The sequence below is a fragment of the Buttiauxella warmboldiae genome (genome assembly GCF_003818135.1).
Lineage (GTDB): Bacteria > Pseudomonadota > Gammaproteobacteria > Enterobacterales > Enterobacteriaceae > Buttiauxella > Buttiauxella warmboldiae.
In genome coordinates, this window is sequence record NZ_RPOH01000019.1 from 56,402 (window position 1) to 70,800 (window position 14,399).

Below are 14,399 nucleotides of genomic sequence, written 5' to 3' on the forward strand. Positions count from 1 at the left end.
TCACCATGACACAAGGATTAACGATGCGACACACGACTATTTTAGCTACGGCGCTTGCCACACTCGTTACCACCAGCGCTTTTGCGGCTGATTTACCGGGTAAGGGCATTACCGTTCAGCCGATTCAAAGCACCATTTCTGAAGAAACGTTCCAGACAGAGCTCGTCAGCCGCGCGCTGGAAAAGCTTGGGTATAGCGTGAATAAACCAAGCGAAGTCGATTACAACGTCGGTTACACCTCCATTGCTTCTGGCGATGCGACTTTTATCGCGGTGAACTGGCAGCCGCTGCATGACGATATGTATGCCGCGGCGGGTGGCGATAAGAAATTCTATCGTGAAGGTGTGTATGTTACCGGGGCTGCACAGGGTTATTTGATTGATAAAAAAACCGCTGACAAGTATCACATTACCAATGTTGAGCAGCTAAAAGATCCCAAAATCGCCAAACTGTTCGACAGCAACGGCGACGGCAAAGCCGATATGATGGGCTGTACGCCGGGCTGGGGCTGTGAAGCGGTTATCAATCACCAGAACGAAGCCTATAAGCTGGCTGATACCGTCACGGTGAATCACGGAAACTATTCCGCCATGATGGCCGACACCATTGCGCGCTTTAAAGAAGGCAAGCCGGTGCTGTATTACACCTGGACGCCGTATTGGGTCAGTGACGTGCTCAAGCCGGGTAAAGATGTGGTGTGGCTGCAGGTGCCGTTCTCTTCTCTGCCAGGCGAGCAGAAAGGCATTGAGACCAAACTGCCAAACGGCGCGAACTATGGCTTCCCGGTGAACACTATGCACATCGTGGCGAATAAGGCCTGGTCGGCGAAAAACCCGCAGGCCGCGAAACTGTTCAGCCTGATGAAGCTGCCTCTCGCGGATATCAATGCTCAGAACTCAATGATGCACAGCGGTCACGCCTCCGAAGCGGATATTCAGGGCCACGTTGATGGCTGGATTAAAGCGCACCAGGCGGAGTTTGATGGCTGGGTGAACGAGGCTTTAGCCGTTAAGTAATGGTTTAAATCAGGCCCGGGACGCCCTCATCCCGGCCTCTCCCCGGGAGAAGGAGAAAACCGTACCGTTTCCTCTCCTCAGGGAGAGGATTAAAGCATCCCTAACCAAAGCAAACGGCACAATCCGCTTCCTGCTTATATTAATATTCGTGATTATTCGCGTTCCATCAGCAAACGCTGAAGCATCACAATGCCCTCACGGACTTAGCCCTGCGCTGATTGTCCTGATGTCTGTCACCACGGGCATGCCCCCTGCAGACAACTACTACGAGCCACCGCTGCTCGACACCATTGCTAACGCTTTCTTCCTTTCGATTAACCAGGCCGGATTTATTGCAGCCACGTAGGCTGCATGGTGACGACCACACTCAGCCACCCGGGGTACCCTGCTCGCCCTACTAAATTTAGTAGGGCGGTGGCGGGGCTATCACCGCCAGCCCTGATGCTGCTAACCCTTTAGATCTGCCGGGGATAATTTGGGGTATTAAGGGTCGTACCAGTCTGCTAAGGTTATCCCTGTTTATTCATTCGAGTGACATTAACGTCGGAAATAGATAAATAGTTACTATGGATAGTCCTGCAACCGCTCCAATAAATAACATGCCAAACGAAGCGACCTGGGCTGAAGGGCTGAAAGATAGTTTACCTATTGTTATCAGCTATATCCCGGTAGCCTTTGCGTTTGGGTTGAATGCCACAAAGCTTGGGTTCACGCCGTTCGAAAGTCTGTTTTTCTCCTGCATTATTTATGCTGGCGCCAGCCAGTTTGTGATTACGGCGTTACTGGCCGCGGGAAGCTCGCTCTGGGTGGCAGCATTAACCGTAATGGCCATGGATGTACGCCATGTCTTATACGGCCCTTCCCTGCGTCAACGCATCACACGCCGGTTAAGTAAACCTAAAACGGCGATTTGGGCCTTTGGCCTGACCGATGAAGTCTTTGCCGCCGCCACCGCAAAACTGGTGCGCGATAACCGCCGCTGGAGCGAAAACTGGATGATAGCTATCGCATTCAGCTCCTGGTTCTCATGGGTGCTGGGCACCGCGCTGGGCGCCTGGTCCGGTAATGGTTTACTGGATAATTTCCCGGCGCTGGAAGCGGCGTTAGGTTTTATGTTACCCGCCCTTTTCCTGAGTTTTTTACTGGCGTCATTCCAGCGCAAACAGTGCTGGACCGTTAGCGCATCGCTTACGGGTGCGCTGTTGGGCATCACGCTGGTTTCCATTCCTGCCGCCATTCTGGCAGGCATTGTCTGCGGCTGTCTGGCAGCCCTGGCGCAAGCCTCTTATCAAGCCGAGCCGGGATGAGCACGCAAGTTCTGTTGCTCGGCCTGCTGGTTGGGCTGGCTAACTATCTGTTTCGCTATTTGCCGCTACGCATCAGGGCCAATTCGACGCGCCCGGCCAAACGCGGTGCTACAGGCGTACTGCTCGACAGTATTGGTATCGCATCAATTTGCGCTCTGCTGGTGGTCTCAAGCGTGCCTGAAATCATCCATGATGCGCAACGCCTGCTCCCGACGCTGGTGGGCTTTGCCATGCTCGGCCTGAGCTTTTATAAGACACGCAGCATTATTATCCCAACGTTAATCAGCGCTCTGGGTTATGGATTAACCTGGAAACTCATGATGGTGATCGCCGTCTGACGATAAAAAACGTATCAACAATACATTTACTTTATTTGTCACCATCGTTATTATATCGACCGAAACTAATGAGGTTATGCCAAAATGGATAGTTCGTTTACGCCCATTGAACAAATGCTAAAATTTCGCGCCAAACGCTATGAGGAGTTCCCGTATCAGGAAGTCCTGCTGACGCGCCTGTGCATGCATATGCAGGGCAAGCTTTTGGAAAACCGCAATAAAATGCTGAAAGCTCAGGGGATTAACGAGACGCTATTTATGGCGTTGATTACGCTGGAATCCCAGGAAAACCATAGCATCCAGCCTTCTGAACTGAGCTGTGCTTTAGGCTCATCCCGCACCAACGCCACCCGCATTGCCGATGAGCTGGAAAAGCGTGGCTGGATTGAACGCCGTGAAAGCAATAACGATCGCCGCTGCCTGCATCTGCATTTGACCGAAAAGGGTCAGGAATTTTTACGTCAGGTATTACCCCCTCAGCACCACTGCCTACACGAGCTGTGGTCGGTACTGAGTGGTTCTGAAAAAGAGCAGCTGGAACAGATTACCCGCAAATTACTTACCCGCCTTGATGAAATGGATGAAAACCAGACCGTGCTTGAAGCCGTGCGCTAAGTACCGTCATCGCGTGAAATCGTAGTATCCAGAAAAGATGAATACCGCCAGGCCAGCAACTTACCTTGCTGGCCCGTTGGATCTAACAGGTCGGCTCAGCCGATGACTATAATAAAAAAGTGTGGAGATAAGCATGAGCGCACACGCGGAGACTCAGACCCCGCAGCAGCCGGGTAACAAGAAAGGCAAACGTAAAGGTGCCTTACTCGCGTTGACCCTGCTATTTGTCATGATTGCTGTGGCATATGGGATTTACTGGTTTTTAGTATTACGTCATTACGAAAATACGGATGATGCCTATGTGGCCGGCAATCAGGTACAGATTATGTCCCAGGTTTCCGGAAGCGTAACCAAAGTCTGGGCTGACAATACCGACTTCGTTAAACAGGGCGATGTGCTGGTCACCTTAGACCAGGCCGACGCCGAGCAAGCTTTTGAACAGGCGCAAACCGTGCTGGCTTCAAGCGTGCGCCAGACCCGCCAGTTAATGATTAACAGCCAGCAGTATCAGGCCAATATCGAGCTGCAAAAGACCTCTCTTGCCCAGGCCCAAAGCGACCTCAATCGCCGCGTGCCGTTGGGGAGCGCTAACCTGATTGGCCGTGAAGAGCTGCAACACGCCCGAGATGCGGTAGCAACGGCCCAGGCGCGGCTGGATGTCGCCATTCAGCAATATAATGCCAACCAGGCAATGATTCTCGGCAGCAAACTTGAAGATCAGCCAACCGTTAAGCAAGCGGCGGCCGAGCTGCGTAACGCGTGGATGGCGCTGCAGCGTACTAAGATTATCAGCCCAATGACCGGCTATGTTTCACGCCGTGTGGTGCAGGTTGGCGCGCAAATTAGCCCAACGACGCCGCTGATGGCCATCGTGCCTGCGAGCGGTTTGTGGGTGGATGCAAACTTTAAAGAAACACAGCTTGCGCATATGCGTATCGGTCAACCGGCGACCGTCGTCAGTGATATTTACGGCGATAACGTTGAGTACACCGGTAAAGTTGTCGGCCTGGATATGGGCACCGGCAGCGCCTTCTCTCTGCTTCCGGCACAAAATGCTACGGGTAACTGGATCAAAGTTGTTCAGCGTTTACCTGTACGTATCGAGCTGGATGCGAAGCAGCTTGAGCAGCACCCGCTGCGCATCGGCCTGTCCACGTTAGTCACCGTGGATACCAGTGACCGTAACGGCAGCATGCTGGCTACTCAGACTCGTCATTCTCCGGTGTATGAAAGCAATGCGCGCGAATTAAACCTTGCGCCTGCTAATGAGCTTATCAATCACATCATTCAGGCCAATGCGGGTTAACGAAGCGGAGCTTGTATGAAACAGCAGAAACCGCTGGAAGGCGTTCCACTGGTCATCATGACCATCGCCCTGTCACTGGCGACCTTTATGCAGGTGCTGGACTCCACCATCGCCAACGTGGCTATTCCTACCATCGCCGGGAACCTGGGCTCTTCACTGAGCCAGGGCACCTGGGTCATTACCTCGTTTGGAGTGGCGAACGCTATCTCTATTCCGATAACCGGGTGGCTGGCTAAACGCCTGGGTGAAGTGAAGCTGTTCATGTGGTCAACGATTCTGTTCGTCATTGCCTCATGGGCGTGCGGCGTGTCAAAAAGCCTGGAGATGCTGATTTTCTTCCGCGTGATCCAGGGGATCGTGGCCGGGCCGTTGATTCCGCTGTCGCAAAGCCTGCTGCTGAACAACTACCCACCCGCTAAGCGCAGCGTCGCGCTGGCGCTGTGGTCGATGACGGTTATCGTGGCGCCAATCTGTGGGCCGATCCTCGGCGGTTATATCAGCGATAACTATCACTGGGGCTGGATCTTCTTTATCAACGTGCCCATTGGTGCGGTGGTGGTTCTGCTGACGCTGCAAACGCTGCGCGGGCGCGAAACCAAAACCGAGCACCGTCGTATCGATGCTATCGGCCTTGCGCTGTTGGTGGTGGGTATCGGCAGCCTGCAAATCATGCTCGATCGCGGTAAAGAGCTGGACTGGTTTAACTCAACCGAAGTGGTGGTGCTGACCGTCGTCGCGGTGGTGGCGATAAGCTTCCTGATTGTCTGGGAGCTGACGGACGATAACCCGATAGTCGACCTGTCGCTGTTTAAATCGCGCAATTTTACCATTGGCTGTCTGTGTATCAGCCTCGCCTACATGCTCTACTTCGGCGCCATTGTGTTGCTGCCGCAGCTGCTGCAGGAGGTATACGGCTATACGGCAACCTGGGCCGGTCTGGCCTCCGCGCCGGTCGGGATCATTCCGGTACTGCTGTCGCCGATTATCGGGCGCTTTGCTCACAGGCTCGATATGCGGCGTCTGGTGACCTTCAGCTTTATTATGTACGCCGTCTGCTTCTACTGGCGCGCTTACACCTTTGAACCGGGAATGGATTTTGGCGGTTCGGCCTGGCCGCAGTTTATTCAGGGCTTTGCCGTGGCATGCTTCTTTATGCCGCTGACGACGATTACGCTCTCCGGGCTACCACCTGAGCGTATGGCGGCCGCATCAAGCCTGTCGAACTTTACCCGAACGCTTGCCGGTTCGATTGGGACTTCGATCACCACAACGATGTGGACCAACCGCGAGGCGTTACACCATTCGCAGTTAACGGAGTCGGTTTCACCGTTTAACCCAAATGCGCAGCAGATGTACTCGCAGCTGGAAAATCTGGGCATGTCGCCGCAGCAGGCCTCTGGCTATATTGCGCAGCAGATTACCAATCAGGGGCTGATCATTTCAGCCAACGAGATTTTCTGGTTCTCAGCGGGAGTCTTTATTCTGCTGTTGGGGCTGGTTTGGTTCGCCAGACCGCCGTTCGGTGCCGGCGGCGGTGGCGGTGGCGCGCACTAGCTCAGCAATGGAAAAAGGGGTCATTCGACCCCTTTTCTTATGACAAGCCTTGCGCTCTCTCAGAACTAGATATGTAGCTCTTTAAGTTTCTCTTTTGGCAGCGCCAGCTCTTCGTTACTGTTCACGCTCACGCCATGCTCAAGAATATGACGCGCGATATCCTGCGCTTCTTGCAGCGAGTGCATGTGGTAAGTGCCGCACTGGTAAACATTCAGCTCAGGGATCTGGTTCTGCTCTTTCACCTTCAGCACATCTTCCATCGCCGCAGTCCATGCAGCGGCAACGCGAGACTCTTCCGGTACGCCAATCAGGCTCATATAGAAACCGGTACGGCAGCCCATTGGCGAAATATCAATGATCTCTACGCCATTCCCATTCAGGTGGTCACGCATAAAACCAGCGAACAGGTGCTCAAGCGTATGAATGCCTTTTTCTGGCATCACTTCCTTGTTGGGGATGCAAAAACGCAGATCGAATACGGTGATAGTATCGCCATGGGGCGTATGCATCGTTTTCGCTACACGCACGGCGGGTGCGCCCATGCGTGTATGGTCAACTGTGAAGCTATCCAACAGCGGCATCTGACAACCTCCAATAAATGATTTTTTTAAAAATAAAATGAACCATTCTTTCGCACACTACTCTGAGTATATGAAAGACGCGCATTTGTTATCATCATCCCTGATTCAGAGATGTATATTTTGGCCACATTGATTGTGGCCTTTTTCTTTGCTACTAAGCGTGGCGCGCAAGCCAGGCATCAAAAGGTTCGCTATCACTCGCTTCGATATCGCGCTGACGCTGCCATGAAGCATCATGTTCCTGCTGCAACGCTTCCTCGGTCAAAATCTCCAGCGGCTCTGATACCAGCATTTGACGATACTGCTCGGCCAGCGCAAGCCCGGTGCCGCCAATCCCTTTCTCAATCATAGACCGCAGAATACGTGCCGAATAGGTTAATTCCGCATCGTCGAAGCACGCCACCAGGCGATCGCAGACTTCCTGATACTCTTTATTGCCCGCAATGCCATCAAGCGTTTCGGCAACGCGACGCAAATCGGCAAACAGATCTTTGCCCACCTGCGGCAGCGGATGCTGCGCGGTTTCACAACCGATACCCAGCGTCAGGCCTGGTTTACGCCCTTCAAGGATCACACGATTCCAGTTTTTGCGGGTACAAAGCAATTCGTCGCTGCTCATTTCCGGCGCGTCAGCCAGCACGCACCAAATCATAAACAGGTCGAGGAAGCGAACCTGCTGCTCATCCACCCCAATCGGCGAGAACGGGTTGATATCGAGCGAACGCACTTCGATATATTCAATCCCGCCGCGCATCAGCGCATCAGATGGCGATTCACCCGGCCCTGTGACGCGTTTAGGGCGAATCGGCGCGTAGAGTTCATTTTCAATTTGCAGCACGTTGGTGTTGATTTGCAGGCGCTTACCGTCTTTCTCAACGCCCATCTGCGCGTACTCTTCCGATGGCGTTTTGATGGCTCGTTTGAGGCCGGCGACGTAAGTCTCCAGATCGTTAAACGTAATCCCAAGATTGCTCTGGGATTTATTGGTATAACCCAGGTCGCTCAGGCGCAATGAAGTCGCATACGGCAGGTAATTCATGCCGCATGCGGTTTTTTCAAACGGCAGCGCGCTCTCTTTCCCTTGCAGGAAAGAGGAACAAATAGCCGGTGATGCGCCGAACAGGTACGGGATAACCCAACCAAAACGGTAGTAGTTACGAATCAGGCGGAAGTAGCCGGCCGAAATCGCCTCTTTGCCGCTTTCGGCATCTTCTATCCCCAGACGCGCCTGCCAGAACTCCAGCGGTAGCGAAAAGTTGTAGTGCACGCCAGAGATAGTCTGCATCAACGCGCCGTAACGGTTTTTTAAACCTTCACGATATAACGTTTTAAAACGGCCGTTATTGGAGGAGCCGTACTGGGCCAGCTCAATGTTCTGACCGTCGCTGATATAACACGGCATACTCAGCGGCCACATGCGCTCGTCACCCAGTTCGCGGGCCGTGTGGCGATGGAGATCGCGCATAAACGTCAGCATATGGTCGATGTCGCCATCAACCGGGGTAATAAACTCCAGCAGCGCTTCAGCGAAATCGGTGGTGATCCATTTATGGGCCAGCGCTGAACCAAGATTTTCCGGATGCGCCGTCGTTGCCAACTGGCCATCCGGCGTGACCCGCAGCGTTTCACGCTCCAGACCACGATGAATACCTTTTACCGCCTGAGGATGCTTTTCCAGCCAGGCCAGCGCCTGTGATACGTTCGGGATCAAATTGACCTCCCGCCTGTCGAATTCATTTTTATTAAGCATAATTGTTTTAAATAGTGCTGATGACCATCAGCTCACCCAATTAGTGCCACCACGCCATGCCCTGGATCGTTGCAGCCGCGACAACGATATAGCGAAGCGCTTTACCAAGGCATAAGAAAAAGATTACCGGTCCCCAGCTCATGCGTAATAAGCCCGCCAGCAGGCACAGCAAATCGCCGACCAGGGGCATCCAGCTAAGTAATAACGCCGCGGGGCCAAAACGCACCAGCCAGGCTGATGCCTTCCCATGCCAGCGCGAGCGTTCCCGCAGCGGGAAAAAGCGCCCCAGAATAACGTTAGTCAGGCCCCCAAGGCTATTACCCATTGTTGCGATTAAAATAAGTGACCAGCCAGGGCCAGAGCCTGCCACCAGCAACGCGACCAGTACCGCCTCTGAACTTCCCGGCAATAACGTAGCGCTAAGAAAACTGCTGGTAAACAGAGAAACAAGCGAGAGCGCCTCACTCACAGCAAACGCACGTCCACGCCATCCATTCCGGCCGCTTGCGCCGCCGCCAGGCCAAAATCGGCATCTTCAAACACCACACATTTTTGCGGTGCAACGCCCATTAATTCGGCGCACAGCAAAAAAGTGTCGGGAGCCGGTTTGTGATTTTTAACATGATCGGCCGCGACAACGGCACTGAAATAGTGACGTAAGCCGAGGTGGTTTAACAGCGCCTCGGCAATCTCGCTTTCACTGCCCGTTCCCACCGCCATTGGCCGACGACCATGCCAGGATTTAACAACGTCAATCAGGGGAAGCGGGCGTACCGTATCAAGCAGCATCGCTCTTACGGCCTGCGTTTTTTCCTGCGCAAGACGATGGGGATCAAGATCGGCACGATTGAGTTCGATAATCGCCTGCGCGATGCGCCAGGTTGGGGAACCGTTTAACGCCACCATAGCCTGTTCGTCAAACTGCATGCCGTAGCCCGCGAGCGTTTCACGCCACGCCTTACGATGTGTTGGTTCGGTATCGAGAATGGTTCCGTCCATATCGAAAATCAGACCTGCATAACTTTCGTACATCTCATCCCTCACATCACTCAATATTGAGGCGTTACTTTAGCGTAAACCAATAATATTGTCGCTGATTGTGATTGAGCTAGTTTAGAAGGTGATTAATGGCTTTGTATGGAATTATTGGGATTTTGTTTGTACATCTGAGGGGTAACGCAGAGGGGAAATGTTGCGCCCAGGAAGATGGCTCGCCCTAAAGGGCCGTTGCATCTTGATGGCTGACAGACTGGGAAGATATGGTGCACCCAGGAAGATTCGAACTTCCGACCGCTCGGTTCGTAGCCGAGTACTCTATCCAGCTGAGCTATGGGTGCATCGGGTTACTGCTTTTGACTTCTGGCTCAATGTCACGAAACCTGCTGCAACATTGAAGAAGAATGGTGCACCCAGGAAGATTCGAACTTCCGACCGCTCGGTTCGTAGCCGAGTACTCTATCCAGCTGAGCTATGGGTGCACAGGATGACTTCTTTTACTACTGACTTAATGCTGTTTGTTGTGCTAAACAACATCAAATAAGATGGTGCACCCAGGAAGATTCGAACTTCCGACCGCTCGGTTCGTAGCCGAGTACTCTATCCAGCTGAGCTATGGGTGCAAAATGGCGGTGAGGCGGGGATTCGAACCCCGGATGCAGCTTTTGACCGCATACTCCCTTAGCAGGGGAGCGCCTTCAGCCTCTCGGCCACCTCACCACACGCCTCTTTCGAGTCGTACCGCTAAACATGTTTCTGCTCATCGGCACTGCGTGGCGCACATATTACTTTCCCGCACTTATAAGTCAAACAATTTTTCCCAACTAATTTTTAATTGCACACTTCACGCACAATTCGGGCGAATTCACGGCAAAAAGAGTGTTTTATCAACAGGCAAGATAAGGCTAATGCCTGAAAGAGAGCACGGTGGGCAAATAAGAAATAACACGGAGAACAGAAAATTCAGGGGGTATTGCGAAGAAAAAGGGGGGCTAAAGGAAACGTCTCGCCAGTCATTAGCGAGACGTAATAACTTTAGTAACTCGTTTGTTGCGATTTTTCAGCCTGGATACGTTGGTAGATCTCTTCACGGTGTACAGACACTTCTTTAGGGGCATTAACACCAATACGAACCTGGTTACCTTTTACCCCCAGTACTGTCACGGTCACCTCATCCCCAATCATGAGGGTCTCACCAACTCGACGAGTTAGAATCAGCATTCTTTGCTCCTTGAAAGATTAAAAGAGTCGGGTCTCTCTGTATCCCGGCATTCTCCATCATATACGCCAAAAAGTAAGCAGTGACAAACACATATACTGTCAATGACCACGACATTACCTTCTGATATGACTAAGTCTAGCCGATATACGCAACTTTAACCTGACTTTATCATTATTGAATGTATGCAGATTAAGAAGACGCCATAACCGGGAAGCTATGGCGTCTGTCCACACTTTATTTTTTGATTTAGAGTTTCGCCGAGACCCAGGCTTCAACGCCAGCCAGCGCACCCGGCAATGCTGCCGTGTCTGTACCGCCAGCCTGAGCCATATCTGGACGACCGCCCCCTTTGCCTCCAACCTGCTGAGCGATAACCCCAATCAGCTCCCCCGCCTTCACACGGTCAGTCACATCTTTAGAGACGCCCACAATCAGAGAAACTTTACCTTCTGCTACCGTCGCCAGCACGATAATTGCCGAACCCAGCTGATTTTTCAGATCGTCAACCATGGTACGTAACAGCTTAGGTTCAACGTTGGCAAGCTCGCTCACCAGCAGCTTCACCCCTTTGACCTCGACAGCTTTGCTGGAAAGGTTTGCGCTCTCCTGCACTGCCTGCTGCTCTTTCAGCTGCTGCAACTCTTTCTCCAGCAGGCGGGTACGCTCCAGTACCGAACGCACTTTCTCATTCAGGTTCTGGCTGTCGCCTTTCAGCAGTTGAGCAATCTCCTGCAGCTGTTCACTTTGTGCATGCAGGCTTGCCAGCGCCCCTTCGCCTGTCACCGCTTCAATACGACGCACGCCAGCCGCCGTACCGGACTCAGCCACGATACGGAACAGACCGATATCACCGGTGCGGCTCGCGTGAATACCACCACACAGTTCAGTTGAGAAATCACCCATGCTCAGCACACGCACATGGTCATCATATTTCTCACCAAACAGCGCCATAGCGCCTTTAGCTTTCGCCGCTTCCAGATCCATGACGTGAGTTTCGACGGGCAAATTGCGACGGATTTGCGCGTTCACAATCTCTTCTACCGCGCGCACTTCAGCCGGTTTCATCCCTTCGAAATGAGAGAAGTCAAAACGCAGGCCTTTGTCGTTAACCAGAGAGCCTTTCTGCGCAACGTGCGTGCCCAGCACCTGGCGCAATGCTGCATGCAATAAGTGCGTGGCGGAGTGGTTCAGACGAATGCGCGCACGACGCGCTTCATCCACTTCAGCTTTGACGCTGTCGCCCACTTTTACTACGCCTGAAACGAGCTTGCCGAGATGGCCGATAGCCTGACCATACTTCTGCGTATCGTTGATCGCAAAATCTACGCCGTTGGCTTTAATCGCGCCTTTATCGCCCACCTGGCCGCCAGACTCTGCATAGAACGGAGTTTCATCAAGCACCACAACCGCTTCTTGCCCGGCAGTAATCTGTTCCACCGCTTTGCCATCAACAAATAGCGCGGTGACTTTAGCCGTCAAATCAGTGTGGTCGTAGCCTTTGAACGCTGAGGCACCATCGACACGTATCATGCTGTTGTAGTCAGCGCCAAAGCCGCTGGATTCACGCGCACGACGGCGCTGCTCTTCCATCGCCGCTTCAAAGCCCGCTTCGTCTACTTTCAGGTTACGCTCGCGGCAAACATCCGCCGTCAGGTCGACCGGGAAACCGTAGGTGTCATACAGGCGGAAAGCGGTTTCGCCATCCAGAGTATCGCCCTCCAGTTTAGCCAGCTCTTCATCCAGCAGCGCCAGACCACGCTCAAGCGTGCGGGCAAACTGTTCTTCTTCAGTTTTCAGAACTTGCTCAACCAGCGCCTGCTGGCGTTGCAGCTCTTCACCCGCCGCCCCCATGACTTCAACTAATGGGCCAACCAGCTTATAGAAGAAGGTCTCTTTCGCGCCCAGCATGTTGCCATGACGAATCGCACGACGAATGATGCGGCGCAGCACATAGCCACGGCCTTCGTTCGACGGAGTTACGCCATCAGCAACGAGGAATGCGCAGGACCGAATATGGTCAGCGATAACACGCAGCGATTTGCTGGCCAGATCGGTAGCGCCAGTGACTTTGGCAACAGACTGAATCAGCTTGCTGAACAAGTCGATTTCGTAGTTGGAGTTAACGTGTTGCAGCACCGCGGCAATACGCTCCAGCCCCATACCGGTATCAACCGATGGCTTCGGCAGCGGCAGCATAGTGCCATCCTGCTGACGGTTGAACTGCATAAAGACCAGGTTCCAGATTTCGATATAGCGATCGCCATCTTCTTCCGCGCTGCCCGGAGGGCCACCCCAGATGTGGTCGCCATGGTCAAAGAAGATCTCGGTGCATGGGCCGCAAGGGCCGGTGTCACCCATCTGCCAGAAGTTGTCAGATGCGTAAGCTCCGCCTTTATTGTCACCAATACGGATAATGCGCTCGCGCGGCACGCCCACTTCTTTTTCCCAGATTTCAAACGCTTCGTCGTCAGTCTCGTAAACCGTGACCCACAGACGATCTTTTGGCAGATTAAACCACTGTTCGCCGGTCAATAATTCCCAGGCATAGTTGATGGCATCATGCTTGAAATAATCGCCGAAGCTGAAGTTACCCAGCATTTCAAAGAAAGTGTGGTGACGGGCAGTGTAACCGACGTTCTCCAGGTCGTTGTGTTTACCACCGGCGCGGACACAGCGCTGAGACGTGGTTGCGCGGGAGTAATGACGCTTGTCCAGGCCAAGGAACACATCCTTGAACTGGTTCATCCCGGCATTGGTAAACAATAAAGTCGGATCGTTATTCGGAACCAGGGAGCTGCTCGCTACAACCTGATGACCTTTACTATGGAAAAAATCGAGAAACGCCTGACGGATCTCAGCGGTGCTCTTGCTCATAATTATCCTGAAATCAAGCTAACGGGGAGTTAGCAAACCGGGCATAGCCAATTTTAACGCTTTGACCGTGACCTGTTGCCTTGAAAAAGTGGGAATAAGATAAGTTTTCTTCTCAGGGAAGTAAAATCCCGCGTAAGCCTAATCGGCAAAATTTCGATATATCTCCTGTATGTCTTCCATAAAGAAGCCACGATAAAGCAGAAAACGCTGTACCTTAGCTCGTTCTTTCCATTCTGTAGGAAGCGGCTCACCAAATTTTCGCTCAGCAATTTCTTGTGCCATCACCTGCCAGTCTATGTCGCAATTCAGCATTGCGGCTTCACCCGTCTCTCGCGAAATACCTTTGCTTTGTAATTCCTGGCGAATACGCTGCGGACCATAACCTTTGCGGCCACGGCTGGCGATAAAGCGTGTTGCGAAAAGTTCGTCATCCAGCCAGCGATGTTCATAGCACCAGGCAATGACTTTATCGATATCTTCCGGCGTAACAGGATTTTCTTCTGCCAGCGACCTCCCCGGAAAAGTCGGCTGGGCCGTAAGTTTGCGGCGAAGTTCTTGTTCGCTGTGATCGCGCATGGCCAAAATACGCGTGGCTTTGTCTAATAATCGGGAATAAGGGCTGCGGCGGGAAGTAGATTCAGCAGGCATAGCGGATAACCTGTTTTAAAGGAAATACAATAGGGCAGAAATAAACAAGGGCTGCCGTAGCAGCCCTTGAGGTTGCTGACAAAGAAGGAAAAAACGTGGTTTTTCCTTCTTTGTGATTATCAGCCGAAAATCAATAAATTGATTTTCCTTGTCTTTTATTGATGGCCTATGTTCGTTTGGCGAAACACGTGG

General features: G+C 52.6%; 13 protein-coding genes and 4 tRNA genes. 6 read left to right on the forward strand and 11 right to left on the reverse strand.

The annotated features are described in order from the left end of the window. Positions 1-23: 23 nt before the first annotated feature. From proX to emrB, 6 genes are all read left to right on the forward strand, one after another. The gene (gene proX / locus EHN07_RS05990; protein ID WP_124023274.1) at positions 24-1,016 is read left to right on the forward strand and encodes a glycine betaine/L-proline ABC transporter substrate-binding protein ProX; all 993 of its coding nucleotides are present in this window, start codon (positions 24-26) and stop codon (positions 1,014-1,016) included. A gap of 599 nt (positions 1,017-1,615) precedes the next feature. Further along, positions 1,616-2,323, forward strand: coding sequence for an AzlC family ABC transporter permease (locus EHN07_RS05995; RefSeq protein ID WP_124023275.1), 708 nt, complete (start codon positions 1,616-1,618; stop codon positions 2,321-2,323). Further along, positions 2,320-2,661 carry an L-valine transporter subunit YgaH gene (gene ygaH, locus EHN07_RS06000; protein WP_124023276.1) on the forward strand — a complete coding sequence of 114 codons (342 nt, stop codon included), beginning with the start codon at positions 2,320-2,322 and terminating at the stop codon, positions 2,659-2,661. Before EHN07_RS05995 ends, ygaH begins: the two co-directional genes overlap by 4 nt. 84 nt (positions 2,662-2,745) lie before the next feature. Beyond that, entirely contained in the window at positions 2,746-3,276 is a 531-nt protein-coding gene (gene mprA, locus EHN07_RS06005) for a transcriptional repressor MprA (protein WP_124023277.1), read from the forward strand. 133 nt (positions 3,277-3,409) lie between these two features. Next, the gene (emrA, locus tag EHN07_RS06010; RefSeq protein ID WP_124023278.1) at positions 3,410-4,582 is read left to right on the forward strand and encodes a multidrug efflux MFS transporter periplasmic adaptor subunit EmrA; all 1,173 of its coding nucleotides are present in this window, start codon (positions 3,410-3,412) and stop codon (positions 4,580-4,582) included. Positions 4,583-4,597: 15 nt separating this feature from the next. After that, on the forward strand, positions 4,598-6,136 hold the full coding sequence (emrB, locus tag EHN07_RS06015) for a multidrug efflux MFS transporter permease subunit EmrB (protein WP_124023279.1): 1,539 nt from the start codon (positions 4,598-4,600) through the stop codon (positions 6,134-6,136). Positions 6,137-6,201: 65 nt separating this feature from the next. Here emrB and luxS read toward each other — a convergent pair whose 3' ends face one another. The 11 genes from luxS to recX all read right to left on the reverse strand — a co-directional run bounded on the left by luxS (position 6,202) and on the right by recX (position 14,207). Beyond that, entirely contained in the window at positions 6,202-6,717 is a 516-nt protein-coding gene (gene luxS / locus EHN07_RS06020; RefSeq protein ID WP_124023280.1) for an S-ribosylhomocysteine lyase, read from the reverse strand. A 154-nt stretch (positions 6,718-6,871) separates the two neighbouring features. Beyond that, positions 6,872-8,428, reverse strand: a complete 1,557-nt coding sequence (gshA, locus tag EHN07_RS06025) for a glutamate--cysteine ligase (RefSeq protein WP_124023281.1) — start codon at positions 8,426-8,428, stop codon at positions 6,872-6,874. A gap of 79 nt (positions 8,429-8,507) precedes the next feature. Further along, positions 8,508-8,936 carry a YqaA family protein gene (locus EHN07_RS06030; RefSeq protein WP_124023282.1) on the reverse strand — a complete coding sequence of 143 codons (429 nt, stop codon included), beginning with the start codon at positions 8,934-8,936 and terminating at the stop codon, positions 8,508-8,510. After that, a complete protein-coding gene (yqaB, locus tag EHN07_RS06035) occupies positions 8,933-9,499 on the reverse strand; it encodes a fructose-1-phosphate/6-phosphogluconate phosphatase (protein WP_124023283.1) in 567 nt (188 codons plus the stop codon). Before yqaB ends, EHN07_RS06030 begins: the two co-directional genes overlap by 4 nt. 228 nt (positions 9,500-9,727) lie before the next feature. After that, a tRNA-Arg gene (locus EHN07_RS06040) sits at positions 9,728-9,804 on the reverse strand. A 64-nt stretch (positions 9,805-9,868) separates the two neighbouring features. Beyond that, positions 9,869-9,945 (reverse strand) — tRNA-Arg (locus tag EHN07_RS06045). A gap of 64 nt (positions 9,946-10,009) precedes the next feature. Continuing rightward, positions 10,010-10,086, reverse strand: a tRNA-Arg gene (locus EHN07_RS06050). A 4-nt stretch (positions 10,087-10,090) separates the two neighbouring features. Beyond that, positions 10,091-10,183, reverse strand: a tRNA-Ser gene (locus EHN07_RS06055). Positions 10,184-10,498: 315 nt separating this feature from the next. After that, the gene (csrA, locus tag EHN07_RS06060) at positions 10,499-10,684 is read right to left on the reverse strand and encodes a carbon storage regulator CsrA (protein ID WP_013574027.1); all 186 of its coding nucleotides are present in this window, start codon (positions 10,682-10,684) and stop codon (positions 10,499-10,501) included. 247 nt (positions 10,685-10,931) lie between these two features. Further along, positions 10,932-13,559, reverse strand: coding sequence for an alanine--tRNA ligase (gene alaS, locus EHN07_RS06065; RefSeq protein WP_124023284.1), 2,628 nt, complete (start codon positions 13,557-13,559; stop codon positions 10,932-10,934). Between the two features lie 138 nt (positions 13,560-13,697). Continuing rightward, positions 13,698-14,207 carry a recombination regulator RecX gene (gene recX, locus EHN07_RS06070; protein WP_124023285.1) on the reverse strand — a complete coding sequence of 170 codons (510 nt, stop codon included), beginning with the start codon at positions 14,205-14,207 and terminating at the stop codon, positions 13,698-13,700. Positions 14,208-14,399 lie beyond the last annotated feature (192 nt).

Excerpts from the sequence above, each read along its gene's own strand:
- proX (WP_124023274.1), top strand. The coding sequence starts at position 24 with ATGCGACACACGACTATTTTAGCTACGGCGCTTGCCACACTCGTTACC.
- EHN07_RS05995 (WP_124023275.1), top strand. The coding sequence starts at position 1,616 with ATGCCAAACGAAGCGACCTGGGCTGAAGGGCTGAAAGATAGTTTACCT.
- ygaH (WP_124023276.1), top strand. The coding sequence starts at position 2,320 with ATGAGCACGCAAGTTCTGTTGCTCGGCCTGCTGGTTGGGCTGGCTAAC.
- mprA (WP_124023277.1), top strand. The coding sequence starts at position 2,746 with ATGGATAGTTCGTTTACGCCCATTGAACAAATGCTAAAATTTCGCGCC.
- emrA (WP_124023278.1), top strand. The coding sequence starts at position 3,410 with ATGAGCGCACACGCGGAGACTCAGACCCCGCAGCAGCCGGGTAACAAG.
- emrB (WP_124023279.1), top strand. The coding sequence starts at position 4,598 with ATGAAACAGCAGAAACCGCTGGAAGGCGTTCCACTGGTCATCATGACC.
- luxS (WP_124023280.1), bottom strand. The coding sequence starts at position 6,717 with ATGCCGCTGTTGGATAGCTTCACAGTTGACCATACACGCATGGGCGCA.
- yqaB (WP_124023283.1), bottom strand. The coding sequence starts at position 9,499 with ATGTACGAAAGTTATGCAGGTCTGATTTTCGATATGGACGGAACCATT.
- csrA (WP_013574027.1), bottom strand. The coding sequence starts at position 10,684 with ATGCTGATTCTAACTCGTCGAGTTGGTGAGACCCTCATGATTGGGGAT.
- alaS (WP_124023284.1), bottom strand. The coding sequence starts at position 13,559 with ATGAGCAAGAGCACCGCTGAGATCCGTCAGGCGTTTCTCGATTTTTTC.
- recX (WP_124023285.1), bottom strand. The coding sequence starts at position 14,207 with ATGCCTGCTGAATCTACTTCCCGCCGCAGCCCTTATTCCCGATTATTA.